Origin of the sequence: Nitrobacter sp., assembly GCF_047149785.1 — a bacterium.
GTDB lineage: Bacteria > Pseudomonadota > Alphaproteobacteria > Rhizobiales > Xanthobacteraceae > Nitrobacter.
Window position 1 is genome coordinate 1,086,897 of the sequence record NZ_BAAGBE010000001.1, and the last position, 26,947, is coordinate 1,113,843.

Annotated in this window: 24 protein-coding genes and 2 pseudogenes; 11 read left to right on the forward strand and 15 right to left on the reverse strand. The window is 62.6% G+C overall.

Annotation, left to right across the window (positions count from 1 at the left end):
* Positions 1 to 49: 49 nt before the first annotated feature.
* The 4 genes from rplI to rpsF all read right to left on the reverse strand — a co-directional run bounded on the left by rplI (position 50) and on the right by rpsF (position 2,496).
* On the reverse strand, positions 50 to 664 hold the full coding sequence (rplI, locus tag ACMDCM_RS05030; RefSeq protein WP_412772541.1) for a 50S ribosomal protein L9: 615 nt from the start codon (positions 662 to 664) through the stop codon (positions 50 to 52).
* A 41-nt stretch (positions 665 to 705) separates the two neighbouring features.
* A complete protein-coding gene (locus ACMDCM_RS05035; RefSeq protein WP_412772542.1) occupies positions 706 to 1,692 on the reverse strand; it encodes a hypothetical protein in 987 nt (328 codons plus the stop codon).
* 121 nt (positions 1,693 to 1,813) lie between these two features.
* The gene (gene rpsR, locus ACMDCM_RS05040) at positions 1,814 to 2,053 is read right to left on the reverse strand and encodes a 30S ribosomal protein S18 (protein ID WP_011314951.1); all 240 of its coding nucleotides are present in this window, start codon (positions 2,051 to 2,053) and stop codon (positions 1,814 to 1,816) included.
* 5 nt (positions 2,054 to 2,058) lie between these two features.
* The gene (gene rpsF / locus ACMDCM_RS05045) at positions 2,059 to 2,496 is read right to left on the reverse strand and encodes a 30S ribosomal protein S6 (RefSeq protein WP_412772543.1); all 438 of its coding nucleotides are present in this window, start codon (positions 2,494 to 2,496) and stop codon (positions 2,059 to 2,061) included.
* A gap of 393 nt (positions 2,497 to 2,889) precedes the next feature.
* On the opposite strand from rpsF, the gene fabD reads away from it, so the two are divergent.
* From fabD to gmk, 8 genes and pseudogenes are all read left to right on the forward strand, one after another.
* Positions 2,890 to 3,843: an ACP S-malonyltransferase gene (gene fabD / locus ACMDCM_RS05050; protein ID WP_412772544.1), complete on the forward strand. Its 954-nt coding sequence runs from the start codon at positions 2,890 to 2,892 to the stop codon at positions 3,841 to 3,843.
* Positions 3,844 to 4,394: 551 nt separating this feature from the next.
* Positions 4,395 to 4,928, forward strand: a pseudogene (locus ACMDCM_RS05055) (SDR family NAD(P)-dependent oxidoreductase); the annotation flags it as partial.
* Positions 4,810 to 5,361: pseudogene (locus ACMDCM_RS05060) on the forward strand (ACP S-malonyltransferase); the annotation flags it as partial. The pseudogenes ACMDCM_RS05055 and ACMDCM_RS05060, both read left to right, overlap by 119 nt.
* Before the next feature lie 4 nt (positions 5,362 to 5,365).
* Positions 5,366 to 5,605, forward strand: a complete 240-nt coding sequence (locus ACMDCM_RS05065) for an acyl carrier protein (RefSeq protein ID WP_006610957.1) — start codon at positions 5,366 to 5,368, stop codon at positions 5,603 to 5,605.
* 102 nt (positions 5,606 to 5,707) lie between these two features.
* The gene (fabF, locus tag ACMDCM_RS05070) at positions 5,708 to 6,973 is read left to right on the forward strand and encodes a beta-ketoacyl-ACP synthase II (RefSeq protein ID WP_412772545.1); all 1,266 of its coding nucleotides are present in this window, start codon (positions 5,708 to 5,710) and stop codon (positions 6,971 to 6,973) included.
* Between the two features lie 124 nt (positions 6,974 to 7,097).
* A complete protein-coding gene (mltG, locus tag ACMDCM_RS05075) occupies positions 7,098 to 8,387 on the forward strand; it encodes an endolytic transglycosylase MltG (protein ID WP_412772546.1) in 1,290 nt (429 codons plus the stop codon).
* A gap of 113 nt (positions 8,388 to 8,500) precedes the next feature.
* A complete protein-coding gene (locus tag ACMDCM_RS05080) occupies positions 8,501 to 9,388 on the forward strand; it encodes a YicC/YloC family endoribonuclease (protein ID WP_412772547.1) in 888 nt (295 codons plus the stop codon).
* A gap of 3 nt (positions 9,389 to 9,391) precedes the next feature.
* Positions 9,392 to 10,051: a guanylate kinase gene (gmk, locus tag ACMDCM_RS05085; protein WP_412772548.1), complete on the forward strand. Its 660-nt coding sequence runs from the start codon at positions 9,392 to 9,394 to the stop codon at positions 10,049 to 10,051.
* A gap of 110 nt (positions 10,052 to 10,161) precedes the next feature.
* Here gmk and ACMDCM_RS05090 read toward each other — a convergent pair whose 3' ends face one another.
* From ACMDCM_RS05090 to lptF, 7 genes are all read right to left on the reverse strand, one after another.
* The gene (locus ACMDCM_RS05090) at positions 10,162 to 11,163 is read right to left on the reverse strand and encodes a hypothetical protein (protein ID WP_412772549.1); all 1,002 of its coding nucleotides are present in this window, start codon (positions 11,161 to 11,163) and stop codon (positions 10,162 to 10,164) included.
* 337 nt (positions 11,164 to 11,500) lie between these two features.
* Positions 11,501 to 12,364 carry a 16S rRNA (adenine(1518)-N(6)/adenine(1519)-N(6))-dimethyltransferase RsmA gene (gene rsmA, locus ACMDCM_RS05095; protein ID WP_412772550.1) on the reverse strand — a complete coding sequence of 288 codons (864 nt, stop codon included), beginning with the start codon at positions 12,362 to 12,364 and terminating at the stop codon, positions 11,501 to 11,503.
* The gene (gene pdxA, locus ACMDCM_RS05100) at positions 12,361 to 13,410 is read right to left on the reverse strand and encodes a 4-hydroxythreonine-4-phosphate dehydrogenase PdxA (RefSeq protein ID WP_412772551.1); all 1,050 of its coding nucleotides are present in this window, start codon (positions 13,408 to 13,410) and stop codon (positions 12,361 to 12,363) included. The genes rsmA and pdxA overlap by 4 nt, the downstream gene beginning before the upstream one ends.
* 40 nt (positions 13,411 to 13,450) lie before the next feature.
* Entirely contained in the window at positions 13,451 to 14,410 is a 960-nt protein-coding gene (locus tag ACMDCM_RS05105; protein WP_412772552.1) for a peptidylprolyl isomerase, read from the reverse strand.
* Positions 14,411 to 14,495: 85 nt separating this feature from the next.
* A complete protein-coding gene (locus ACMDCM_RS05110) occupies positions 14,496 to 16,964 on the reverse strand; it encodes an LPS-assembly protein LptD (protein ID WP_412774672.1) in 2,469 nt (822 codons plus the stop codon).
* Between the two features lie 29 nt (positions 16,965 to 16,993).
* Positions 16,994 to 18,091 carry an LPS export ABC transporter permease LptG gene (gene lptG, locus ACMDCM_RS05115; protein ID WP_412772553.1) on the reverse strand — a complete coding sequence of 366 codons (1,098 nt, stop codon included), beginning with the start codon at positions 18,089 to 18,091 and terminating at the stop codon, positions 16,994 to 16,996.
* On the reverse strand, positions 18,088 to 19,257 hold the full coding sequence (gene lptF, locus ACMDCM_RS05120) for an LPS export ABC transporter permease LptF (RefSeq protein WP_412772554.1): 1,170 nt from the start codon (positions 19,255 to 19,257) through the stop codon (positions 18,088 to 18,090). The genes lptG and lptF overlap by 4 nt, the downstream gene beginning before the upstream one ends.
* A 494-nt stretch (positions 19,258 to 19,751) precedes the next feature.
* Here lptF and ACMDCM_RS05125 point away from each other — a divergent pair, with 494 nt between their 5' ends.
* From ACMDCM_RS05125 to ACMDCM_RS05135, 3 genes are all read left to right on the forward strand, one after another.
* Positions 19,752 to 21,254, forward strand: coding sequence for a leucyl aminopeptidase (locus tag ACMDCM_RS05125; RefSeq protein ID WP_412772555.1), 1,503 nt, complete (start codon positions 19,752 to 19,754; stop codon positions 21,252 to 21,254).
* Entirely contained in the window at positions 21,251 to 21,703 is a 453-nt protein-coding gene (locus ACMDCM_RS05130; RefSeq protein WP_412772556.1) for a DNA polymerase III subunit chi, read from the forward strand. The genes ACMDCM_RS05125 and ACMDCM_RS05130 overlap by 4 nt, the downstream gene beginning before the upstream one ends.
* 167 nt (positions 21,704 to 21,870) lie before the next feature.
* On the forward strand, positions 21,871 to 22,404 hold the full coding sequence (locus ACMDCM_RS05135; protein ID WP_412772557.1) for a hypothetical protein: 534 nt from the start codon (positions 21,871 to 21,873) through the stop codon (positions 22,402 to 22,404).
* A gap of 114 nt (positions 22,405 to 22,518) precedes the next feature.
* Here ACMDCM_RS05135 and ACMDCM_RS05140 read toward each other — a convergent pair whose 3' ends face one another.
* From ACMDCM_RS05140 to ACMDCM_RS05155, 4 genes are all read right to left on the reverse strand, one after another.
* The gene (locus ACMDCM_RS05140) at positions 22,519 to 24,399 is read right to left on the reverse strand and encodes an ABC-F family ATP-binding cassette domain-containing protein (protein WP_412772558.1); all 1,881 of its coding nucleotides are present in this window, start codon (positions 24,397 to 24,399) and stop codon (positions 22,519 to 22,521) included.
* A 75-nt stretch (positions 24,400 to 24,474) separates the two neighbouring features.
* Positions 24,475 to 24,696 (reverse strand): hypothetical protein, encoded by a 222-nt coding sequence (locus ACMDCM_RS05145; protein WP_412772559.1) that lies wholly within the window; start codon positions 24,694 to 24,696, stop codon positions 24,475 to 24,477.
* Between the two features lie 110 nt (positions 24,697 to 24,806).
* Complete coding sequence (locus ACMDCM_RS05150) at positions 24,807 to 26,102, reverse strand: peptidoglycan DD-metalloendopeptidase family protein (protein ID WP_412772560.1); 1,296 nt, start codon at positions 26,100 to 26,102, stop codon at positions 24,807 to 24,809.
* Between the two features lie 93 nt (positions 26,103 to 26,195).
* On the reverse strand, positions 26,196 to 26,879 hold the full coding sequence (locus tag ACMDCM_RS05155; RefSeq protein WP_412772561.1) for a peroxiredoxin: 684 nt from the start codon (positions 26,877 to 26,879) through the stop codon (positions 26,196 to 26,198).
* Between the last annotated feature and the right edge of the window lie 68 nt (positions 26,880 to 26,947).

The window sequence follows — 26,947 nt, forward strand, 5'->3', positions numbered from 1 at the left end:
AAAGTGGAGAGGGGCGGAAGTTCGCCAGCCTCGCTCGCGACGCCGGATCTCACTTTTCCTCGGCGGGCTCCTCGCCCTCGCCCTCGGCTTCGACCCCCTCGTCGTGCTGTGCTTCCGGATCGAAGAATTCGCCGGCAGCGGCGATCGCTTCGGCTGCGGCGTCGCGATCCTCCTGTCGGGTGCTGATATCCTCGCCGCGCTTGATGCGCTCTGCTTCGTCGGTGCTGCGGGCGACAGTCACAGCGATGTGGGCTTCCACCTCGGGATGGACCGCGATCGTCAATTTCTGTTGGCCGATTGTCTTGATCGGGGCATCAAGCCAGACCTGCGGGCGGCTGACGGTGATGCCGTCCGCGGCCAGCGAGGCCACGATGTCGCGCACCGTGACCGAGCCGAATAGCTGGCCGGTCTCGGAGGCCTGACGGATGATGACGATGTCGCGGCCGTCGATCTTCTCGGCGACCTTGGCGGCTTCACCCTTGGCCTTGATATTGTTGGCTTCGAGTTCGGCCTTCATACCGTCGTATTTGGTTCGGTTGTCGGCGGTCGCGCGCAGGGCCTTGCCGCGCTTGAGAAGGAAATTGCGGGCGAATCCATCCTTGACCTTCACGACATCGCCCATCTGGCCAAGCTTGGCCACGCGTTCCAGCAGAATGACTTCCATGTTCGATCCCTTGTTCGGAGTTGAGCGGGTTTGCGTTGAATTCAAGATTTGGGCGCGAGCGGCGGAAGCATGTGCCGTGCCAAGTAACGTTGGCGAATGCCCCAGACGGCGTCGGCGATGCCGATGCTGATCACCGCAATGATCGGCCAGAAAAAGAACAGCAGCACAACGGCATAGACAGATCCCAGCCACAGCGCGCGGTTTTGCAGCGTCAGCGTGATCGTGTGCAGAACGGCGAAACCCATGAGGGCGTACATCATCATCAGGCATGCAGTGACAATCTGAGCCAGCATCGCCGGAAGCCCGCCGACGAAGCACAGTGAAATTGCCAGGGCCGTCGCCACCAGCATCATCGGCGGAAGCGTCGTGGCCTTGATGTCGGGCCAGGGACGACGCAACAGGCCGGACGTCGCGGTGACCTTGGCCGCGAGCCACAGATTGAGGGTCAGCGTCGTCATGGCGATCGTCGCGGCGCCGGCGGGAATGATGGCGACAAAGGCATCGACCAGTTCCGAGGTGCGACCGCGCGACGCCGCGTCCTGCACGTCGACGATGTGCATCAACCCGCGGCGCAGCGTATCGGTAATCGTCGATGCGTTCGAACCGAGCGTAAACAGCATGGCCGCCGTGGTCAGGGCGGCGAAGCAGGCGATCCAGATCAGAATGCGTCCAAGTGGATACCAGTCGACCGGCGGCAGGGCCGCGCCGGTCCTTTGCGTCTCCTGCGGCGGTGCATCCGCAGCCGGGCGGCCCAGAAGGACCAGACGTCCGAGCCACCACGCCGGCAGCGCGACCGCCAGCACGAAGGCGGCGGAATAGGGCGGGCCGAACATGTGGCCAAGGCTTGCACCTGCCAAGGCGCCGCCGATTGCCGCACAGCTCGGTCCCCATCCCATCGATGCGACCATCAGCGGCAGCGGGGCTAGATAGAACAGGAGCAGCGAGACGAGCGCTCCCGAAACGATCGAGGCGAACATCAGCGCCGACGCGCAGCCGGCTGTGGCTGCGACAAGGAGGGTCATCATCATCAGCTGTCCCGCTCCTTTCGAGCGGTTAGAGGCTCTTTTGAACCCCAACCATCGGCGACCTGATCGTTCGGAAGCCTTATGAAAAATGACGGACGGCGTAAACGCCGCCGCCAAACGCAAATTAACGGATGACGTAAGGAAGCAGGCCGAGGAAGCGCGCGCGCTTGACGGCGCGCGCGAGTTCGCGCTGTTTCTTGGCGGAAACCGCGGTGATGCGGCTCGGCACGATCTTGCCGCGCTCGGAGACGTAACGCATCAACAGCTTGGAGTCCTTATAGTCGATCTTCGGCGCATTCGCGCCCGTGAACGGGCAGGTCTTGCGGCGGCGGAAAAACGGACGGCGTGCTCCGGCATCAGCCATGATTCCTACTCCTCAGTTGCAGCTTCGTCGCGCGGTCGGCGCGGACCGCGGTCGCTGCGGAAGCCGCCGTCGCGGTCGCCGCGGAAGCCGCCGCCACGATCGTCGCGCTCACGGTCGCGATCAGCCTTGCGCATCATCGCAGACGGGCCTTCCTCGTGTTCTTCGACGCGGACGGTAAGATAGCGGATGACGTCTTCATGGATGCGTTCCTGGCGCTCGATCTCGTTGACCATCGTGGATGGGCCGTCGATGTTGAGCAGCACGAAATGCGCCTTGCGATTCTTCTTCATGCGATAGGTCAGCGAGCGCACGCCCCAGTTCTCGGTCTTGGTGACCTTGCCGCCCAACCCGGTAATCACGCCTGTGATCTGGTTGGTCAACTCCTCGACCTGCTGGGAACTCGCATCCTGGCGCGCGAGAAAAACATGCTCGTAGAGAGGCATGGACGTCCTTTCCTCAAGTTGGCGCGGACCTCGGCGGCAAGCCCTTCGAGACCTTCGGAAAGGACTCGGGGAATAAGCTCAGAAGGCGGAAGCACGGGACGACGGACCAACCAACGGGTCCTGCCGCATCAATATCGCCTGACAGGTGAAATTGCTGAGACCGTCCGTTCAGCTCCCGGCCGGGATCCACGGATGGCGCGGACTTATACGGATTTTCAGGCCGGTTGCAAGAGAAAGCGCCGGTCGCGTACCTTGTCGGCGCCGTAAAACGGTTGTCAGGCGGGCTTGCGGACGGCGTGGCCGTGGGCTGAAGGGGGCTTTCGCGCGGATCGTCCCGTCTTGACATCATTCGGTGCGCGGTGTCTCTCCGCCCGGGGTTTCAGGGGCGGACGCATGACTGCGGCATTTACTTTCCCGGGGCAGGGTTCACAGACGGTCGGTATGGGCAAGGCCCTTGCGGAAGCTTTTCCGGCCGCAAAAGCCGCTTTTGACGAGGTGGATTCAGCCCTGGGCGAAAAACTGACCGCCGTCATCTGGGATGGGCCTGCCGAGACCCTGCAACTGACCGAGAACGCCCAGCCGGCCTTGATGGCGGTCTCCATCGCCGCGCTCCGCGTGCTCGAGGCCGAAGCAGGATTTTCCGTGGCGCGCGATGCCGCCTTCGTGGCCGGACATTCTCTTGGGGAATATTCCGCGCTGGCGGCCGCGGGAAGTCTGAGCATCGCCGACACGGCGCGGCTGCTTCGGATACGCGGCCTCGCCATGCAGAAGGCGGTTCCGGTCGGCGTCGGTGCGATGGCCGCGCTGCTCGGTCTTGATTACGAGGCCGCCGTGGCGGTTGCCGACGAAGCCGCGCAAGGTGAGGTCTGCCAGGCCGCGAACGACAACGGCGGCGGGCAGGTTGTCGTGTCGGGCGACAAGGCGGCGGTTGATCGCGCGGTCGAGATCGCGAAGACCAGGGGAGCCAGGCGCGCCATGCTGCTGCCTGTATCGGCGCCGTTTCACTGCAAGCTGATGCAGCCGGCGGCCGATGCCATGGCGAAGGCGCTGGCTGACGTGACGATCGATGCGCCCGCCGTGCCGGTCGTATCGAACGTGCTGGCCGCGCCGATCACGGACCCGGATGAGATTCGCCGCCGCCTTGTCGAGCAGGTCACGGGGACCGTGCGCTGGCGCGAATCGGTGGCCTATATGGCGAGACAGGGCGTGACGCGCTTTTTCGAGATCGGAGCCGGCAAGGTCCTGAGCGGGCTCGTCAAGCGCATCGCTGACGGGGCTGTCGGCGTGGCCGTCGGCGGGCCGAGCGATATCTCTCCGGCAAGGGAAGCGCTCGACGCCGCGCGCTGACATAAAGAGGTTCAGACGCCGCAGGACTGGCCACGGTCATTTGGCGGGATTCATTCGGGAGGCTTCAGCGTGCTGTTGATCCAGCCGCTCGACGGCGTTTGGTTCGGGTCGATTTCTGCCTCGCAGTGCAGGCATCGGTGGATCGGTCTCGCGGCATTCGCGGATTTGTCCAGCGCCATGGTCAAACCGCATCGCGGACAGATGTTCTCCCGTTCCTCATTCATGAGCAATAGCCTTACGCGAACGCTATACATGGCGAGTGCGCAGACAATCAGGATGCAGCCAATCAGGCCAAAGTCTTCAAGGGTACACATCGCGGCCACCTTTCCATGCGCGCGATGGAAGCAGAACGGATGTGGTTAAGGGTGGTAGGAGCTTGCGGCTTGAATTGACGATGAATCTGCATCAAGCCAACGCCGGTGAAACCTGCTCGTTTCCTGCGGAATGGCCTGAAGATCGGCGGGGTCATTGACGAGCGGTATTTCCTTGCGGCAAACGGGGCACGATTTACGATTTTCGTTTTAACCGGGAATGTTCCAAATGGAGGCGACATGTTCGATTTGACCGGCAGGACCGCGCTCGTGACGGGCGCGACCGGCGGCATCGGAGGCGCCATTGCCAAGGCGTTGCATGCGCAGGGCGCGACGGTCGCGATTTCCGGCACCCGGCGCGAGGTGCTCGAGACGCTGGCGGGCACGCTTGGTGAACGCGCCTACGTGCTGCCCTGCAATCTGTCGAATACGGCGGAAGTCGAGGCGCTGGTGCCCGAGGCCGAGAAGGCGATGGGGCAGGTCGATATCCTCGTCGCCAATGCCGGCATCACCCGGGACAACCTGTTCGTGCAACTGCGCGACGAGGATTGGGACGATGTCATCCGGGTCAATCTGACCGCGACGTTCCGTCTGGCGCGCGCCGCGACCAAACTGATGATGCGCAAGCGCTTCGGCCGCATCATCGCGATCACNAGCCGCCTTCGTGGCCGGACACTCGCTCGGGGAATACTCGGCGCTTGCGGCTGCGGGAAGTCTGAGCATCGCCGACACGGCGCGGCTGCTGCGGACGCGCGGTCTTGCCATGCAGAAGGCGGTTCCGGTCGGCGTCGGCGCGATGGCGGCGTTGCTGGGTCTCGATTACGCCGCTGCCGTGGCGGTTGCCGAGGAAGCCGCGCAGGGGCAGGTCTGTCAGGCCGCGAACGATAACGGTGGCGGCCAGGTCGTCGTGTCGGGCGACAAGGCGGCGGTCGACCGCGCACTCGAGATCGCCAGGAGCAAAGGCGCCAGGCGCGCGATGCTGCTGCCGGTATCTGCGCCATTTCACTGCAAGCTGATGCAGCCGGCCGCGGATGTCATGGCGGAGGCGCTCGCCAAGGTCACGGTCAGCAGGCCGGTGGTGCCGGTGGTTGCGAATGTCACCGCCGGTCCGGTCAGCGATCCCGACACGATCCGGAAACTTCTGGTGGAACAGGTCACCGGCACGGTGCGCTGGCGCGAAAGCGTGGCCTATATGGCCGCTCACGGCGATAATGAGCGAGATTGGCGAGCGGGTTAAGAAGATCGTGGTCGAGCACCTTGGCGTAGAGCCCGAGAAAGTCGTCGATAATGCCAGCTTCATTGACGATCTCGGCGCCGACAGTCTCGATACCGTCGAACTCGTGATGGCCTTCGAGGAAGAGTTCGGCTGCGAAATTCCCGACGACGCGGCGGAAACCATTCTCACCGTTGGCGATGCCACCAAGTTTCTCGAGAAGAACGCGAAAAGCTGACATTCTCGCGCGGTCATGCGGTCATGATGAAGCCGGGCGGACCGTGATCGAACGGTCCACCGGCTTTTCCTTATGACCGGCAAGGAGGCTGGAGTTTTTTCCATGAGGCGCGTCGTCGTCACGGGTATTGGCATGGTGTCGCCGCTTGGCTGCGGCGTGGAGCCGACCTGGAAACGCATCCTCAACGGCGAGAGCGGCGCGAAGGGAATCGAGACATTTGACGTCGCCGATCTACCGTGCCGAATCGCCTGCATCGTTCCGCGCGGCGACGGGACCGATGGAACCTTCAACCCAGACCAGTGGATGGAGCCGAAAGACCAGCGCAAGGTCGACGATTTCATCATCTTCGCAATGTGTGCAGCCAGGCAGGCGCTCGACGATGCGGACTGGCATCCTGCGACCGAGGAGGATCGTTGCGCGACCGGCACCCTGATCGGTTCTGGCATCGGCGGCCTCTCGGGAATCGCCGACACCGCGGTTCTTATGAAGGAGCGGGGAGCGCGCAAGGTGTCGCCGTTCTTCATCCCGGGACGGCTGATCAATCTCGCCTCGGGCTATGTGTCGATCGAGCACGGACTGAAGGGACCGAACCACGCGGTGGTGACGGCCTGTTCGACCGGCGCCCATGCGATCGGCGATGCCAGCCGCCTGATCGCGCTGGGCGATGCCGATGTGATGGTGGCGGGCGGCGCGGAGTCGCCGATCTGCCGCATCGGCATGGCGGGCTTCTGCGCGGCCCGCGCGCTGTCCACCGGTTTCAACGACACGCCGCAGAAAGCCTCGCGTCCCTACGACAAGAATCGCGACGGTTTCGTGATGGGAGAGGGCGCGGGGATCGTTGTCCTCGAGGAGTACGAGCACGCAAAGCGTCGCGGCGCGAGAATCCATGCCGAGGTGACGGGTTACGGCCTGTCGGGGGATGCCTATCACATCACCTCGCCCTCGCCGGACGGCGACGGCGCGTATCGCAGCATGAGCGCTGCGATGAAGCGCGCAGGAATCTCCGCGTCGGATATCGACTATATCAATGCCCATGGCACGTCGACGCAGGTCGGCGACGAAATCGAGCTGGGCGCAGTCGAGCGCTTGCTTGGCGATGCCGCATCAAAAATATCGATGTCATCGACCAAATCGTCGATCGGCCATCTGCTGGGCGCCGCCGGCGCGGTCGAAGCGATTTTCAGCATCCTCGCGATTCGCGACAACGTCGCGCCGCCGACGATCAATCTCGACAATCCTTCGGTGGAAAGCGCAATCGATCTGGTTCCGCACAAGGCGCGCGAGCGGAAGATCGATATCGCTCTATCGAACTCGTTCGGGTTCGGTGGCACAAACGCGTCCGTGATCGTGCGGCGCCTGGCTGATTGACGCGTGAGGGAGAGCAAATCCACCGTTTCGCCGCATTCGATGATAAATCCTAGTGGTCCGTTTCCAGCATTTGCATCCCGTTGCGGCAGGCCGCGATTGAACCGACAGGATTCAGGTTACATCGATGACTGAGAGGCCGCCCATTTCGCCGCGTAGTCCGCGGGCCGCGCTTGAACCCGAACAGGTGCCGCCGCCGCCGAAGCGCTCCGCGCACGTCCGTAGCCCGCTGGTGATCGCCGGCAACGCGATCATCACTATCTTGCTGGTCGGGATGCTTGGTGCTGGCGGAATCTATATCTACGGCAAGCAGAAGATCGAGGCGCCTGGACCGCTGCAGGAAGACAAGATCGTCAACATTCCGGCCCGGGCCGGCATGTCCGATATCGCGGACATTCTCCAGCGAGAGGGCGTGATCGATAGCAATCGCTGGGCGTTTTTCGGAAGTGTGCTCGCGCTGAAGGCGCGCACCGAGCTCAAGCCGGGCGAATACGCATTTCAGAAGAATGCCAGTTTGCGCGATGTCATCGGCACCATTGTCGAGGGCAAGGTGGTGCAGCATTCCGTGACGATTCCGGAAGGCTTGACCTCAGAGCAGATCGTCGCGCGGCTTTCGGAGAACCAGCTTTTGTCGGGGACCATTCGCGAGATCCCAGGCGAAGGCACGTTGCTTCCAGAGACATATAAATTCCCGCGCGGCACCAGCCGGGAGCAAGTCATACAACGCATGCAGCAGGCGCAGAAACGCGCGCTCGCAGAGATCTGGGAACGTCGCACCCCCGATGTGCCCCTCAAGACGCCGGAGCAGCTTGTCACGCTCGCATCGATCATTGAAAAGGAAACCAGCAGGGCAGATGAGCGCAGCCGGGTCGCAGCGGTGTTCGTCAATCGCCTGAAGCAGAAAATGAAGCTGCAGTCCGATCCGACGATCATCTACGGCCTGGTCGGCGGCAAGGGGACGCTCGGGCGGCCGATCCGACGCAGCGAAATCATGCAACCGTCGCCATACAACACCTACGTGATTGAAGGGTTGCCGCCCGGCCCGATCGCAAATCCAGGTCGGGCTTCGCTCGAAGCCGCCGCTAATCCGGCACGCACCCGTGACTTATTCTTCGTTGCCGATGGGACCGGGGGGCATAGCTTCACCGAGACCTACGAGCAGCACCAGAAAAATGTCGCACGGCTGCGGAGCATGGAAAAGCAGATCCAGAACGATACGGTCGCGCCGGAGGACGATCCGCCGCCGCCGGCTGCGACGCCCGCCGTACCGGATACCGGCGCATCCGAAACCGCGCCCGCCGCAAAGCCTGCGCCTGCCGCAAAGCCCTCGCCCGCCGCAAAGCCCGCGCCGCGGAAGCACACCCGGCCGGCCCGACAGGGCTCAACAGAGCCCTCGAGGCATATTGTCCAGCAATAGGCGTCATATTGGGCGCGACCGAAAACCGGTTTCCACTTTCCGGGATCATGCTCTAACCTAGCAAAGTCCGTTCCCGCGAATCTCATATCTGGACGCTTCGGAGAAAGCACGCGATGGCGTTGTCGAGCATGACCGGCTTTGCGCGAAGCCACGGCGTCAGCGGGCCTTATGCGTTCGAATGGGAACTGAAATCGGTGAACGCCAAGGGATTCGACTTTCGGATGCGGCTTCCACCAGGCTGGGACGATATCGAAGCAACGGTACGCAGGCGGTCGGCCCAGGTGTTGTCGCGCGGCACCGTCTACGCCAATCTGACCGTGAAGCGCAGCAACGCCGCTTCCGTCATTCGTCTCAACGAGGACGTGCTGGCGTCCGTCCTGAAGGTCGCCACCGATCTGTCAGGCCGGATCGACGCGGTCGCCCCGAGCATTGATGGCTTGCTGTCGATCAAGGGTGTTCTCGAAGTCGTTGAACCGGAAACTGATAAAGTGGAGGAGCAGACCGCGAAGACCGCTGTTGCCGAGGCTTTCGAGCGGGCATTGTGCAGCCTGATCGACATGCGCGAGCGTGAGGGCGTTGCGCTCGGCCAGATCCTCTCGCAGCGCATGGATGAGATCGAACGCCTTGCGAGCAAGGCGGAGGCCGCGCCCGGTCGCCGACCGGAAGCAGTGAAGGCGCGGCTTGCGGAGCAAATATCAGCGCTTCTCGGGACATCGGACCGCTTCGATCCGGACCGACTCAATCAGGAGGCGGTCCTGATCGCCGCGAGGGCTGATATCCGCGAGGAACTCGACCGCATTGCTTCGCATATCGCGCAGGCGCGGGAATTGATTGGCGGCGGTGGCCCGATCGGACGGCCACTTGATTTCCTCGCGCAGGAATTCAACAGGGAAGTGAACACCTGCTGTTCGAAGTCGAACGATGTCGAATTGACCAATATCGGCCTTGCGATGAAAAATGTCGTCGAGCAGTTTCGCGAACAGATCCAGAATCTGGAGTGACCGATGGCTGCTCACGGTCAGGGCTTCGATGGAGTCGAACGGCGCGGCCTGATGTTCGTGCTGTCGTCGCCTTCGGGCGCGGGCAAGACCACGCTGTCGCGGCTATTGATCGAGCGGGTCGGGGGCCTGACTCTTTCGGTCTCCGCCACCACGCGGCCGATGCGGCCAGGCGAAGTCGATGGCCGCGACTACAGGTTCGTCGACATGGCGGCGTTCGCGGCCATGGTCAAGCGTGACGAACTGCTGGAGTGGGCCACGGTGTTTGACAATCGTTACGGGACGCCGCGCGCTCCGGTGGAGGCGGCTCTGTCGTCGGGCCGCGACGTGCTGTTCGATATCGACTGGCAAGGCACGCAGCAATTGCGCGAGAAAGCGCGTGCCGATGTCGTCAGCGTCTTCATTCTGCCGCCGTCCGCTGCCGACCTCGAAAGACGTCTGCACACCCGCGCTCAGGATTCTGACGATATCATTCGCGGACGAATGGATCGCGCCGCGCATGAACTGAGCCATTGGGCGGAATACGACTACATCGTCATCAACCGGAACGTCGACGAAGCCTTTGCCGAGGTGCATTCGATCCTGAAGGCTGAGCGGCTCAAGCGCGAACGCCGGACGGGATTGACGGCGTTCGTGCGCGACCTGCAGAAACAACTCGAGACATAGAGCCTTCTGGTGGAATCAGAAGCGAGGCTCTATGATTGATTTGATTGACGCGGTTTCTTCGCGCGAACCGGATTCCACTTCGCTCGCCGGAATAGCTCGGGCGCCCATCGCTACGTCGCCGCCCCGCGCGACGCTCGCGACAGAATTTCCATGATGTCGCGCGATTGCGCTTCGATCTCCCGGCGCGCGCGCAACGGATCTCTGAGGTGTGGGGGCGCAAGGTCAGAATTCGGCTGCTGCCACGGTGGAGGGGAGCCGCTGTCGCTTACGGCCCGGGTCGACCCCGGGCGGCGGATGTGCATGAGGCTGCTCAGGCTCCCGAACTTGATAACCGCGGATCCGAGAATTCCGGCAAAAGCCAGCGCGCCGGCAAGACCGCCCAGCAGCATCGGTATCGAATAGGATGTGGTTTCGGATTCCGGAGCGCCGACGACGCGGACGGCAGGGCCGGGCTCGGTACGTTCGCCAAGCAATTGCGGCTGAGGAGGCGCGGCTGTTGATGCGAGCGTCGACTGGCCGTTCTGCAACTGCGGGTTTGACGTGGTCGCTGCCGCAGGCGCCGGCGGTTGCGCCGCATTGCCTGCCGGAGCTGTGTTGACCACCGGATCGGGCCAGCGGGTGGCAACAGCCGGCGCCCGAGTATCAGAGGGCTCCGCGGCTTCGGTCGAGGGAATGGCGGCGGAAGGTGAGGGGTCGGCGCTCCCCTGTTCGCCGGCTGTTGCGAGAGGCGTGTCCGATGGCGATGGGTTGGCGTTCGTTTGGTCGCGCGCTGCGTCGTCAAATTCTGCATGAGCATTGGCGACGGACGGTCGCAGAGGCGGTGCGGCAGACGTCCGTGCGGTCGGCTTAGCCGGCGCGGAAGCAGGCGATGGCGGCTTGGCCGCGGCTGTCTTCGCGGTCTTGCCGCGTTCTGCGCCGAGATACCAGCAGTGACGCTTCGTTCCCGGCTCGATCCGATAGTACCAATGGCTTCCGCGCGGCGTTGTCGCTTTGGGTCCCGCCAGGCAGGTGTCGTCTGCGCGTGCCGGACCGTGTGCGGCGATCGCGAGCATGCTGCCGGCGAATAACGCGACGAAAAGGGTTGAGAGCGGCTTCCTCGAATGATTTGACATCAACATCCCCGGTGATGACGCGATGACGTCTTGCACCGGATTGTCGGAAGAGACTGGGGTCGCATTGTGCCGCGAATCCGGAATGGCTGCGGTTAAATTGAGGCCGGGCGCGGGCAACGAACGCTTGTTTTTACCAGCATGGTTGTGGTGCCAGGGAGGTGGATCCTCGGCGAGCCCCGGGTTTTGAACATGACGCGGCCGACAACCCTGCCAACTGCTCCATGCGCGCCAAGGCCTCACGGCCTCGCGGCTTTGGCGCATCGATAATAGTTTCGCGCAACGGCGCGTCGAACGACACGAGCGATTGGCGTTTCAGGAGGGCCGTAACGTTTTCTCCTCAGGCCCGGTTCGTTCTGTTTCGTATGTTCGCCAATTCCTGCGCCATGGCAACATAGCCGGATATCGGAATTGTCTCGGCTCTCCGCGTTGCGTCGACGCCGGCCGCTGCGGTCAGCAACGCCGGATCGGCGGGTAGCGACTTCAGGCTCTGCCTTAGCATCTTGCGACGCTGCCCGAACGCGGCGGCAGCGACCTGTTCGAGCAGCCGGCGCTCGCAAGGTTGAGGTCTCGCGCGCGGCACCAGCCGCACGACAGAAGACGTGACCTGAGGCTGCGGCACGAACGCCGCGGGCGAGATGTCGAACAGGATTTTGGTCTCGGTGCGCCAGTTCGACAGCACGCCGAGGCGGCCATAAGCTTCCTCGTTTTCGCAGGCGACGATGCGTTCGGCGACCTCGCGTTGGAACATCAGCACCATCGCGTCATACCAGGGCGGCCATGGCTCGACGCTCAGCCAGCCGATCAGAAGCGTGGTTGCGATGTTATAGGGCAGGTTGGCGACGATTTTTGCGCGCGTGGTGCCGAGCAGGGGACGCGGGTCGAATTGCATCGCGTCCGCGTTGACGATCGTGAGGCGTCCGGGATAACGGTCCGAGATTTCTTCCAGAGCGCCGAGCGCGCGCATGTCACGTTCGATGGCGATCACATGCCGGGCGCCAACGGCAAGCAGCGCGCGGGTCAATCCGCCGGGACCAGGACCGACTTCGATGACAGTCGCATCTTGAAGCGGACCGGCGGCGCGCGCGATCCTTGCGGTGAGGTTCAGATCGAGCAGAAAATTCTGTCCCAGCGATTTGCGCGCCGACAGCGCGTGGCGTTTGATGACGTCGCGCAGCGGAGGGAGGTCGTCGATCACGCTCATGGCGAATGCGTTGAGTCCGCCATTCGCGCCGCAAGACGCAGCGCGGCGATCAGACTCGACGGATTGGCGCGACCGGTGCCGGCGATGTCGAACGCCGTGCCGTGATCGGGCGATGTCCGGATGAACGGCAATCCCAGCGTGACGTTGACCGCCTGGTCGAAAGCCAGTGTCTTGACCGGAATCAGCGCCTGGTCGTGATACATGCAGATCGCACAGTCATAGGTCCGGCGCGCTGCCTCATGAAACATGGTGTCGGCGGGAAGCGGGCCTTTAACGTCCATTCCCTCGGCGCGCAGGATTGCGATGGCCGGGGCGACGATTGCCTGATCTTCGGTTCCGAGCGAGCCGTCTTCTCCGGCATGGGGATTCAATCCGGATACGGCTATGCGAGGCCTGGCGATTCCGAAGCGTGTATGCAGATCGGAGACGACGATGCGAACAGTGTCCACGATCATCGGGCTCGACAATGTCGCGATCGCCTCGCGCAAGGGGAGATGAATCGTAACGGGCACCACCGCCAGGTCGGACGACCACAGCAACATCACCGGTTGCCGCGGCTTGCCGTCGCGCGCCGCCAGTTCGGCGAGAAATTCGGTGTGGCCGGGATGAGCGAAACCGGCCCGGTAGAGCACGCTCTTCGCAACGGGATTGGTGACCACAGCTCCCGCTTGGCCCGCGACAACGTCGTTGACCGCTTGGCGGATCGATTCGATCGCCGCCGATGCGCTGTTGGCATCGGGATGCCCGGGATGCGCGGTCGCAGGACGGCCCGTGGCAGCGATCGGAAGCGCTTCTGTGAATATCCGGGAGACGTCCTCCCGACCAGCGTCCACCAGAGGAAGATCGACATCGAGCAGTCTGGCGCGTTCCGCAATGAAGGCCCGGTCGCCAACGAGATAGAAGGCTGGAACAGCGTCACTCTTGCGCCGGAGCCATGCTGCGATCGCAATATCCGGGCCAATGCCGGCCGGTTCTCCCAGGGTCAATGCAAGAGGCTTCACAACGCGGTCGCTCCAGCGCGGCGCCAGGCACAGGCCGCCGCTCAACTTCTTGCCCCCGGCCGGAGCGAGGGCGCGAAAGTCACTATTATTCGCCCTTTTTTTCCGGGCCGCCCTGACGATATTCAATCATCGCGGATTTCCGAACATCTTCCAGATATTCCTTGGATTTTTTTTCGTATTTGGCGGCGAACATCTTTTCACGGATCTCCTTTTTCTTTGGACTATCCACGCTGGTCGCCTTCTTTTCGCACACCGCCACCATTTCCACGCCCTGCTTCGTGATCTCCGGCGGAGTCAGATGTCCCACAGGCGTTTTGTTGAGCAAATCCCGAAGCGGCGGCGGCAGGTCGGCCGACGTCTTGATGACCGTATCGCGTATCGTGGCGTTCCGCATCGCTTCGAAAACGTGACTCGCCTCTGCGCACGACTGAATGCGTTCGCGCAACGAGTCCGCCTCTTTGCGCCGAGCCTCCGTCACGGACGAGGCGGCGCCGCGCGGAACAATCAACAGAACGGGGCGCATCTGGTATTCGAATCCCTCGATCTTCGATGGATCGTCGCCGTTGTTCTTCAGCACTTCGTTGACGTCGCGGTCGCTGACAAGAAGACTATCCTTGAAACGACCGCGCACGAGACTTCCCCAGACGATGTCGGCCTTCAGGCGCGCTTTGACCGTGTCCGGGCGAACGCCCTGAGCGGCGAGTGATTTGGTCAACTGGTCAGGCGACATCCGCATCCGTGCGCCCATGCTGGCATACGCCTGATCGATATCCGCTGACGTCGGGTTCACGCCGTACTTCTTGGCTTCCTTGACCTTCACTTTTTCGTCAATCAACTCGTCGATCACCTGTTGCCGTGTCGGAGTTTTGTGCGTCGATATTTGAATCAGCCGGCTGCGCTGTTCGATGTCGAAGGTGGTGATCGGCTCGCCGTTGACCATGACCGCCACGGATTGCGCATGCAGCGGCGCGTTCAGCCCGGCGAACGGAAAAATTGCGAATATGGCAAGGCGGCAAAACGCCCGAAGGAGCAAGGTCATATTCATGTCAGTCGCGCCTAGCAAGTTTCAGGTGAACCGGGACAGGTCACGTCGGCGGCGCACTCCGCCATTCAGCGTCACCGCTCCGGAATTACTGGAGGCCAGAGCCGGTTGATCCTCCGCGGGTCTGCCCCAGGGTCCGCAAGCCAATCTGAAGCATGACCGCATGATTAAGCTGGGGCGGCGTCGTTCCCGCAGAGTAGGTGTATGACGTCACGTAATTGAGGCCGAGGACGAAACAGTCGTCCACATATCCTGCGCCGATCGTATACTGGTTGATCTGATTGGCTTCCAGATCCCAACGTGCCGCACCTTGCACGACCCAGTTCGATGCAACCTTGATGGAGCCGGAACCCAGAATGCCCCGGCGGCGCGTGAGATATCCGAGGTCTGGCTGCGCGGCATAATCGCCGTACAGGACACTCGCAGACCAACGGTTGAAGCTGGCGCGGCCTTCGGCTTCGAAACGCTGCACGCTCAAGGTCGCTTCATCCAAACGTGCGCGCGTGCTGAACGTGAAGATGTTGTCGGGTGAATAGTTGATGCTCGTCACATAGTCGGATTGGGTGCGCTGCAGGCCCGAATCGACGCCGGTATTGGTGAGATCCGCGACGGCGAACGAGTTCAGGCCGAACAGTTGATAGGACTGGCCGAACAGGAAATTGATCGAACCGCCGCGATCGAACTGGGTCGTCGCCTTTACGCCTACATTGGCGCGCCCGCCGCCTTCGACGCGATCGTAGCCGGAGAACTTGTCGACGCTGAAGAGGTTGCTGGTGTCAAAGACAAGGCTTTGCGCATCCTCGTTCGGCAGCTTGCCGGCATAGGTCTCGTTCGGGCGGATGATGACCTGTGCGATCGGCTCGATCGTCGTGGTGCCCCAGGGCTGAACGTTGATGAAGGGATAGCGGTATTCAAGACCCACGGTCGGCATCAGGCGCACCGTGCTCGTGTTGCCGGGCTGGATGAAGTCGGACACGCCGGGCTGGTTCGAGATGTCGGCATTGATGGCGTCGGCGCGAAGCGACGCGAACGGCGTCCAGATCTCACCGAAGGAATCGGTAAACGACTTGCGCCACTGCGCTTCGGCGGTCAGGCGCGTGTAGGTGCCGGGTACGCCGCGCAGCAGGCAGTTGTTCGGCGTCCGCGCCATGGGATCGGCTGATGTCGGAAGACACAGGAAAGAGGTGTTCGCCAGCGTGGAGATCGGATCGAACTGCGCCTGATCGCGCGTGAGGTTGGTGAAGTTGAACTTGTAGCTGAACTCGCCGCCGATCACCGAATGGTTGATGACATTCGAATAGTCGATGACCGGCGCAACAACCGGAACCTGATTTTGGTTGCCCGAGAAGCTCAGGTAGTGGATTGCGCGCGCGTCGAAGTAGCTGCGGTTGCCGACGCCGGTCAGGTAGAGTTGCGAGACGGCTTCGGTCGGCAGACTCAGGAACGATTGCAGAGAGTCGCTGTACTGCCTTAACCGGTAGTCGGAGAAGAAATAGTAGTCGCTCAGCAGGACGCCGTCCCAGCCCCAGACCCATTTGTCGTTCAGCGCGAACTGGCCCTTTGTATCCACCCCGCCGCGGAACTGGCGATCGCCGGGCAGGGGAGTCCCGCCGCTCGTGAATGCGCCTGGATCCTGCTGGTCGATTCCATAAGCGCGGATTTGATAGGAGCCGTTGAGGAGGCGTTGCCGGAACTCGCCCTGCATCAGTACGCCTTGCCGCGTGGTGAAACGCGGCGAGAGGGTCAGGTCGTAGTTCGGTGCGAGCGCGAAATAATAGGGGACCTCGATCCCGATCCCATAGGGATCATAAGAAGTCACGTACGGCATCAGGAAGCCGCTCTTGCGCTTCACGGTCGGATCGGGCGTGGAGAAGAACGGCATATAGGCCATCGGCACGCCGTAGAATTCGAGCCGGGCGTCCTCGAAATACAGCATCTTCTCGGTCTGATTGTGAATGATGCGCGCCCCCTTGACCTGCCAGAGCGGCGGCTTTTTCGGGTCGTCCTTGCAAGGTGCGCAGGCGGTATAGACGCCGTTCTCGAAGACGGTGTAGTTGCCTTTGGTCCGATCGGCCCGGCTCGCGGCCATGCGCGTCGCGTCGGCTGTGTCGACCCTGAGCGAATCGACAAAGCCGTCCCGGTAGTCGTCGCTCAGGTCGAGGATGTTGGCGTAAGTGACCCTGCCATTCGCATCGGTCATGCGGATGTTGCCCTCGGCGTGGAGCCGCTTGGTTTTCTGGTCGTAGATGACCTTGTCCGCTTCGACGCTGGTGCCGTTGTAGAACATCTGCACGTTGCCAACGGCTGAGACGCGCGAGTTGTTGTAATCGTAGTCGACCTCGTTGGCCTGAACGAGCATCTGCCCGTTATTCTGAGCCGGTGGCGGCTTGGGTTTGGGCGGGCGAGGATTGTAGGTGAAGCTTTGAGCTGCGGCCGGCGCGGTGGCGACGATGTCCAGCCCGGCGGTGGCGATCAGGCCCAGAGTCAGCGAGGTCAGAATCGCGGACATGCGAAGACGGCGGCAGCACAACGGGGTGCGCCGCTCGCGGGCGTGCATACGTCTTCGGAGGGCGGCGATTGCAGCCACTACCCGTCCTCCTGGTACAGCAAGACCAAAAAGCCGGCGAGGCCGCCCACGCAGGCGGGCAGCCACGCCGCAGCGATTGGATTCATCAGTTCGGCCTTGCTCAAATCCTCGGTTACCTTGGACAGGACATAGAGCAGAAAGCCCGATCCCACGCCACTTAAAACCATCTTTTGTACGCCGCCGAAGCGGAAGAACCTGAGGCTCACCGAGGCGGCCAGCATCACCATGGCAGCCAGCAAAAACGGCTGTGCGATAAGTTTGTGGTATTGCAGCCGGTAGCCTGCAGTGGCGAATCCCGAACTTTCCGACGATCTGATATAACTCGGCAGTTGCCAAAATGACACAGTCTCGGGAGTCGAGAAACTGTTTCGGACCTGCACCGATGTCAGATTGGTGGGGAGGACAAAGGTCTCCTGCGCGACCGGAGGACTATCGAGCGTAAAGCGGCGGACGCCCTTGAACAGCCAGTGGCCGTCCTCGAGAGTTGCTTCGCGTGCCTCGATACGCTCCTTGAATTTGGAGTCGCGATCGAACCTGAATACGGTGAGCCCGGTGAGGCGGACGCCTTGTTGCTCGCTGCGCGCGGCGTTGATGATGGCCTGGCCTTCGTCCGTCACCTGATTGATCCAGAAGCCGGATGCGTCCTGCAGGCCTCCTGCGGGGGCGCTGCCGAACAATTCGGCTTCCATCCGCTTGGACAGTTCGCGCAGGTTGGCGGACATCGGGTTGTAGGCCGTGGTCGCGAGGACCCCGAGCAGAAGCGCGCACGCGAGCGCCGGCGAGATGAATTGCCACGCCGAGATGCCGGCGGCGCGCGCCACCACCAGTTCCAGCCGCCGCGACAGAGCCAGGTAGCAAATCATGGCGCCGATCAGGACACAAAACGGGGTCAGTTTCTCAAGCAGTTGAGGCACCCTGAAGAGCGATGTTTCAGCGACCATGATTGCCGATGCCGACGCAAGTCCGGATGTCCTGCGGACCATTTCGATGTAGTCGACGAGAACGAGAAGCAGGAAGATGCTCGCGAACACGCCGAGCGCGGCCAGTGCAAAACGGCCGGCGAAATACCGACCCAATGTGTTCGTCAACATGCTCATGCGGCGGCCGGCCTCCCCAGCAGACGGAGGAGCCGCGCGTTCGACCTGTTGATTGCCTCAATCAATGCGGCGGGCGGTTCGAGCACGGTTCCGGCAACGATCACCCGGAGGCTGACGCCGATCGCGCCGAACAAAAGCAGATATTGCAGCAGCGCAGCGGTCGGCGTCTTCACCGTCATGACAGAAAGCGCAAAGCCTGCCATGCGCAGGCCGAAGACCGCCGCAATCGCTGCCCCCATGGAGAAATTGCGACTTTGACGCGTCGTGCGCGGTGTTCCAAGAAATGCGAAGGTCAGCGCGGCGAAGGCGAACGGATAGATCGGCGCCGTGAAGCGATCGTGAAGCTCGGCGCGGAACTGGCCGGACAACCGCTGCACCTGCGGGTCCGCCGGATCAGGCGAGATCAACTCCCAGAGATAGCGCTCGCGGATGCCATAGACGACGTCATGCCCCCGGTTTGAGAATTTCGACATGTCGAATGCGTTACGGCGGAAAACCACCATGTTCGGCTCGCGTTTGCCGGCCTCGAATCGCTCCAGGTGCCCGTCTTCGAGAATGAGGAACGACCCCTTGTCGTTCTTCATAACGGTCCCGTGGTCGGCGATGATGCTGAGCCGTTCGTCAGGATTGCGGCGATCGTCGATGAATATCCCGACCAGTACGCCACCGGGCCGGCGCTCCCGAACCCTGATCGTCAAATTCGGATCGAGTTGCGCAAACCGGCCGGGCTGTAAAACGTTCGCCAGAACGTCCGCGGTGATTTCAGCGTCCCATCGCTTCAGCCGGCGCATGCCGTCGGGCGCAAGGTAGGCCGCGATAAACGCCACCAGCAAGGCCACGACCACGGTGGCGTAAATGAAGGGCAGGAATAGCCGGAATGGCGACAGGCCGGCTGCGTTCATCACGATGATTTCGGAATCGGTCGCTAGTTTATGAAGCGTGTGCGAAATCGCGATCATCAGCGCGATCGGCGAGATGATCAGCACCAGTACGGGAATCGCAAGGCTGGTGATCCCCAGAAATGTCAGTATGGTCTGGCCCTGGCTTGTCATCAGGTCGATGCCGCGCAACGCCTGCGTAATCCAGATCACCCCCGTCAGGCTGACCAGAACCACGACAAACGACGCCAGCGTCGTCCGGAAAATGTACTTGTCGATCGACCCCATCGGTCTGAACGATCCCCCATCCTCCAGGCAAAACAGCCGGCAACGCCAGACTGGACCGAGACCTCCCCAACGTCTCGCCAATGCTTTTACCTGACTCGCCTCTCAGTACCATCCCTTTGATCTGTCAACAAAATGGCTGAGCCCTGATGCCCATCGATTATGGTTAAATTCCGGGATATGTGGCCGCGTTGTCACGCTGGAGTCTTTCACCGTTCCATGGAAACGGTGAAAGACTCCAGCTTCTTGATTTGACGCGTTTTCTTCACGCGAACCGGATTCCATCCGCGGGTCAAGCCCCAGGACATGCTTCGCTCGAAAACGCTATAGTGACCGCCAACAGGCTTCCGAGCGGATTTTGAAGCCAATACGGTTTCGGATGGCTGGTGGGAGGGCGCGGACCTTGGCAGCGTTGCCTCAGACAGGTCATAGTTGATATCTCTCTCGCGCCGGCGTGATTTCGACGCTGCGCCACCCTTGATTCTGGAGGATTTTCGATGCCCGACGCCGTCAAGGTCGGCTTTGTTCCGTTTTCGACCGCTCCGCGCGGCATCCTTGTGGTGTTCTGCGACGATGCGCTGAAGTTCGGACGAGCCGCAAGCAAGGTTCTCGGGGCGTCGGCCGCGGTCGTCAAACGAGCCGCGGCGGCCAATCGTTTCAAGGGCAAGAGCGCCGCGACGCTCGATATTCTCGCGCCGGAGGGACTCAAGGCAGATCGCCTGATTGTCGTCGGTGCCGGCGAGGCGTCCGCTCTCAAGAGAAGCGATTTCCTCAAGTTCGGCGGCGTCATCGCCGGCAAGATTCGCGGCGAGAATAGCGCCGTGACGGTCATTGCGGAATTGCCGTCGGCAGCAATGAACCCCGATCAATCGGCCTCTCTCGCATCCGGCGTCCGGTTGCGCGCCTACAAATTCGATCGCTACAAGACGAGGAAGAAAGACGGAGACGACGCGGCGCTCCGCGCGGACGTCTCGGTCGCGGTCGCCGATGTTGCCGCGGCGAAGAAAGCATTCGCCCCGGACAATCACGTCGTCGATGGCGTCATTATCGCGCGCGACCTCGTGAACGAGCCGCCGAACGTGCTCTATCCGGAGGAGTTCGCGCGGCGCGCCAGCCGGTTGCGCAGGGTCGGGGTCGGCGTCGATATCCTCGACGTCAAGGCAATGACGAAACTCGGCATGGGCGCGCTGCTGGGTGTCGGGCGGGGGTCGGCGCGTCCCAGCCGCACGGTGGTCATGCGCTGGAACGGCGGCAAGAAGGGCGAACCGCCGATCGCCTTCGTCGGCAAGGGCGTCTGCTTCGATACCGGAGGCATCTCGATCAAGCCCGCCGGCAATATGGAAGAGATGAAGGGCGACATGGGCGGCGCGGCCTGCGTGGTCGGATTGATGCATGCGCTTGCCGCGCGCAAGGCGAAGGTCAATGCCGTCGGCGCCATCGGTCTCGTCGAGAACATGCCCGACGGCAACGCGCAGCGGCCGGGCGACATCGTGACCTCGATGTCGGGCCAGACCATCGAGGTCATCAATACCGACGCCGAGGGTCGGCTCGTTCTTGCCGACGTGCTCTGGTACGTGACGAAAAAATTCAAGCCGAAGGCCATGATCGATCTCGCGACGCTGACCGGCGCGATCATGGTGGCGCTCGGCACCGAACACGCCGGGCTGTTCTCCAACGACGACCGGTTGTCGGAACGACTCGCCAGGATCGGCGTCGAGACCGGGGAGCGCGTTTGGCGCATGCCGCTCGCGCCCGAATACGACAAGCTGATCGATTCGCAGTTCGCCGACATGAAGAATATCGGCGGCCGCTATGGCGGCTCGATCACGGCGGCGCAATTTCTGCAGCGGTTCGTCGACAAAACGCCGTGGGCGCATCTCGACATCGCGGGAACGGCGATGGGTGCTCCGAAGTCCGATATCAATCAGAGCTGGGGATCCGGGTTCGGCGTGCGTCTGCTGGATCGGCTGGTCGCGGAGTACTACGAAGCGCGGCGATGACCGAGGTTCTGTTCTATCATTTGCAGAACATGTCGCTTGAAAGCGTCCTGCCGACGCTGCTCGAAAAAACCTTCGCGCGCGGCTGGCGGGCCGTTGTGCACACGACGTCCGAGGACCGCGCCGATGTGCTCGATGCGCATCTGTGGACCTATAGCGACGACTCGTTCCTGCCGCACGCGACCTGGCGGGTCGCGGACGCAAGCGAACAGCCGATCGTGCTCACGATCGACGGTCACAATCCCAATCGGGCAGCCGTCATGTTCCTGATCGACAATGCGCCGCTTCCGGACAGTCCGGAAGCCTATGAACGGCTGGTTCTGGTCTTCAATGGCGACGACGGCGCCGCGCTGGACGCCGCGCGGACCGTCTGGGCAGACTGCAAGTCGCGAGGGTTCGAGGTGACCTACTGGCAGGCCGACGAAAACGGGCGCTGGCAGCGCCGCCAATAGCGATATATACCGATATATATATTGTAATTTAATTATATTTGAGGCTTTCTATTCCGGGCGGACGCTCAGCCACGGTCGTGCCTTAAATTGGTGTTGGGACCAGCCTTTACGCTCGGTCGGGAACAGAGTTTATCGTGAGACAGCCCGGATTCCACCGAAGAGCCTTGATGTCGTTGCTTTTGCTGGCGCCGCTCCTGGCTGGGTGCGGCAGCGCCGCAGATATGTTGTCGTCTGCCAAGGATGCGGACTGGTTTTCCCGATCGGGGAGGCTGTTCATCAAGAATGTTTCGATCGAAACGCCGCCGCTCACGCCGAACAAGCCGGTGACGCCGGACGACCTCATCAGCGCGGACGGCCTTTGTCCGGGCATGGCGCCGCCGATCGGCGCGGGTGAAGCCAGCGCGCTTTCCGATGGCGCCGCAGGAGCCCCGACAACGCCGCCCGCGGCGCCCGCAACGGGCACGGTGGCATTGGGTCACACCGAATGCGACGTGACGCGCGGCATCGGTGCGCCGGACAACGTCAGTCTTTCCAGCAATCCGCATGGCGACCGCGTTGCGGTGCTGACGTTCCTGCACGGGCCCCGCGCCGGCATCTACACCTTCAAGGCGGGACGTCTGTCCTCGATCGAAAAGGTTCCCGAACCGGTCGCACCTCCGAAGCCGGAGCGACGGGTGAAAAGAAAGAGGGGCGCGAGCTGAGTGTCCGGGAAGCTTGCCGTCAAGGCTCCTTTCGATTCTGATCGGGTGAGAAGCGGGTTTTTGATTTGACGCGTTTTCTTGACGCGAAACCGGTAGGCACTTCGCTTGAAAACGCTAACCTGCCGTTTCTTCGTGTGATGCGCTGGCCTCCAGCCACTCCTCTTCGGCGCGCAGCAACGCATTGGCTGCGCTCACGCGCGCCTTGCTCAGTTGCGTCGCCTGTTTGGGATCGCGCTTGAACAGATCCGGCAAGGCCAGGGCGACATCGATTTTGGCGATGATGCCGGTGATCCGCTCGATCTCGGCTTCTGCGTCCGCGATCTTCTGTTTGAGCGGAGCGCGCTTTTCATTCTTGTTGCGTTGAGGTTTGTCACGGCCGTCGTCGCGCTCGCTTGATGATCCACGGTCGCGGCTGCTTGCACGCAGGCCGCGAGCCGACAGCGTCGCGCGGCGATAATCGTCAAGGTCGCCGTCATAAGGGATGACGGCGCGGTCCGCGACCACCCACAGCCGGTCGGCGCAGGCTTCGATCAGGTAGCGATCATGGGAGACCATGATGACGGCGCCCGGAAACTCGTTGATGGCTTCGGCGAGCGCGGCGCGGCTGTCGATGTCGAGGTGGTTGGTCGGCTCGTCGAGGATGATCATGTTCGGCGCGAAGAATGTCGCAAGCCCGAGCAGCAGGCGCGCTTTCTCGCCGCCCGACAGGCTTCTGACAAGGGTGTCGCCCGCCTTGCCGGAAAAGCCGATGGCGCCGACGCGGGCGCGAATTTTCGTTTCCGGCGCGCCCTGCATCAGCCGGCGCACATGATCGTAGGGCGAGCCGTCGAGGTCCAGTTCGTCGGTCTGGTGCTGGGCGAAGTAGCCGATCGACAGCTTGTCGGCGCGCACCACCTTGCCCGCGAACGGTTGCAGCTTTCCCGCGAGCAATTTGACGAGCGTGGACTTGCCGTTGCCGTTGGCGCCGAGCAGGGCGATGCGATCGTCCTCGTCGATCCGCAGGGTCACGTGTTTGAGAACCGGCGATGCAGGGTCGTATCCTATGACGGCTCCCTCGACGGCGATGATCGGCGGCGACAGCAGCTTGTCGGGTACGGGAAACGAAATCTCGCGCACGTCCTGCGTGACCAGCGCTGTCACGGGCTTCATGCGTTCGAGCATCTTCACGCGTGACTGCGCCTGGCGCGCTTTCGAGGCCTTGGCCTTGAAGCGGTCGACGAAGGCCTGCAGTCGCTTGCGTTCGTCGGCCTGCCGCCTGGCGTGCTTGGCGTCGAGCATCTCGCGAGCGGCGCGCTGGTCCTCGAAAGAGGAATAGGTGCCCTTGTAGAGGGTGAGCTTGCCGCGATCGAGATGCAGGATCTGATCGACGGAGGTGTCGAGCAGGTCGCGGTCATGGCTGATGATGATGACTGTGCGCGGATAGTGAGCGAGGTGATCTTCCAGCCAGAGCGTCCCTTCGAGGTCGAGGTAGTTGGTCGGCTCGTCCAGCAGCAGCAGATCGGGCGCAGCGAAGAGGGTCGCCGCGAGGGCGACGCGCATGCGCCAGCCGCCCGAGAATTCCGCGCAGGGTCGGGCCTGATCCGCGGTCGAAAATCCGAGGCCGCTCAGGATCGCCGCCGCGCGCGCCGGCGCGGAATGGGCGTCGATATCGACGAGACGCGTCTGGATGTCCGCGATCCGGCCCGGGTCGCGCGCGGTTTCCGCTTCGCGCAGCAGCGCGTGACGCTCGACGTCGGCCTTGAGCACCACCTCGATCAGACTCTCCGGGCCGTCGGGCGCTTCCTGAGCGAGGCTGCCGATGCGCCAGCGCGGAGGAATGGCGATGGAGCCGGTCTCCGTCGGAAGTTCGCCGCGGATCGCATGGAACAGGGTGGACTTGCCGACGCCGTTGCGGCCGACAAAGCCGACCCGCGCGCCGGGCGCGATCTGGACGGAACTACGGTCGATCAGAAGCCGTCCGGCGATACGGATCGAGATATCGGTGAGGGAAAGCATGCTGGCTTTTCACCGCTGTGCCAGCCAAACGCAACCCCTGTTTGTGGTTGTTCGCGACGGAGCCGGAGGTCCGGTTCACGGTCGGCTTTGGATGCCGGAAATGGAAGCCGCGCGCGAAACGCCGTCGGGTGTGCCATCCTGCGCACTTAGTTGGTCCAGCAGAATCTGGAGACGGACAGGCACCTCCGACTCCTCCAGTCGGATGTCGATCCGCAGCCGTTCGCCGATCGCCGCGGCAACCGTCCTGCCGGTCTTCGCGTCGATCTGGCCAGGGTCTCGAGCGATCCAGTCGGGCATCCTTCTTCCGGTCTCCATCACAGAGGACACGGACTAAGTCGCGGGACGGCAAATAGTTTCCGCGGCATGGCCACCGCGGATCGAATCCGCGAGCGCAAACGTCGAATCGGCTAGCCGTCGTTCAGGAGCATGCCGGCCCGGAGAAACTTCCGGGGATCGACGGCTTCCCCGTTGATCCGGGTTTCATAATGCAGGTGAGGGCCGGTCGAGCGTCCGGTCGATCCGACTTCCCCGACGACTTGTCCGATCTTGACGGATTGGCCGACGCTGACGTTGATCGCAGAGAGATGGCCGTAACGGGTCGAGAGGCCGTTGCCGTGATCGATCTCGACCATCCGCCCATAGCCGCCGCTCCAGCCCGCGGAGACGACTTTTCCGTTCGCCGTCGCGCGCACCGGATCGCCCATCGATGCGCGGAAATCGAGGCCGGTGTGCATCGCCGGTCGCCCGACGAATGGATCCACGCGTATGCCGAAGCCGGAGGTGAATTCCATCTCGCCCATCACCGGCTTACGATAGGGAACAAAAGCGAGGGCGCCGTTGAGTCGATCGATCTGCGCCCGGGTCAGATTGACACGCGTGAGTTGGCGCTCGAACGGGCCGGCATTGTGCGGTAGCTTGACCGGAACATAAGGGCCGCCTGTGCCGGAATGCTGCGAGCCGGATTCCATCTTCGCCGTGTTGAGTCCGAGTTCGGAGAAAACGCCGCGCATCCGGCGCAGTCGGGATTCCATGCGATTCTCGACTGAATTCAATTCGGCGGTCTGGCGGTTCTCGACCCGATCGAGCGACGATTCAAGCCGCATCAGCTTGTTGGCCGGGCCGGTGGTTTTGCCGAACCGGGCCGGCTGCGGACGGGAGATCGGGAAGGGCTTTCCTGACGAGCTTGCGTCGGCGTCCTTTTCGGCCTTCCCGGGGGGCGGGCCCTTGATCGATCCGGTCACTGAGGCGTCCGGCAGGGCATTGAGGGCTGCTGCATGGGATTCGAGCACCGCCTGACGGCGCATGATCTCGTCCAGCTTTCTGTGGAACTGCTCCTGATCGAGCAGTTGTCGGCTGGTCGTGCGGTCGACACGGGTGCGCAATTCGGCAATGCGGTCTTCATAGGCGTATTGCATGTCGGCCTGGCGCGAGATCAGCCGCGTCAGCACATCGTCGCGGAAGGCGAAGTAGGTCGCTGTCGCGGCGGACCAGACCCCGAGCAGCGTGATGGTTCCGACTGCAATCCAGAACACAACGGGGCCGAATCGGACCTGCCTGCCGGCATGGGCGAGAGTATAGCCGCGCTGCGTTTCCTTCTTGTTGGAAGTCCGCGCGGCCGAAGCCGCATGGCGGGAAGGATGTCGATTGTGATCGTGCGCGCGATGCTGCGGATACTCGGCACACGGACTGGAACGGTACGACATCGGCACTCCCGCGCCGTCCTGAAACAGGTTCCAGTCGGCTCAACTTCGATTTGAACCGTTCATGGTTAATTTTCGGGAAATGACGGTGCGTCGTTACAGGCCGCGTGCGGCAGCGAGGACCTCCTCGGCGTGCCCGTCGACCTTGACCCGCCGCCAGATGCGGGCGATCCGGCCGTCCGCAGCTACCAGAACAGTGGTACGAAGAATGCCGAGGAAAACCCGGCCATACATTGATTTTTCGCCCCAGGCGCCATATGCGCCCAGCATGGCGTGCTGTTCATCCGAAACCAGAGGAATAGACAGCTTATGCTTGCTACGGAATGAAGCCTGCGCTTTTACGGAATCGCCCGATACGCCCAGCACCGCCGTTCCGCACCTCGCGAACTCCTTTGCCAGCCGGGTGAAATCCATCGCCTCCCGGGTGCAACCCGGCGTACCGGCGCGCGGGTAGAAAAAGATCACGAGCTTTCGTCCGGCAAAATCGGCGAGCGACACACGAGTGCCGTCATCGCATGGGAGATTGAATGACGGCGCCGGAGAGCCCTCCGCCAGGTCAGCCTTTCCCAGCGGCAGTTTCGTCGTGCGCGATGTGCGCGTTTCGCTCGCGGCCGACGGAGACGAGAGAGCGGCTTTCCGAGTCGGTTTTGCGCGACTGGCGATAGCCGACCGGGCGACCCCCGGAGCAGCCTGTTTGGAGGATTTCTTGCGTATCTTCTTGGACATACGCCTTCCTTTCGTCGCTTTCCGGCGCTCAGTATCCGATTGACTCGCGGGCATGTCGAGGCGACTCGGTCATGGCGCGGCCGTTGTGCATATCTGCCGACCGCGGGGTACGGTTACTCGGG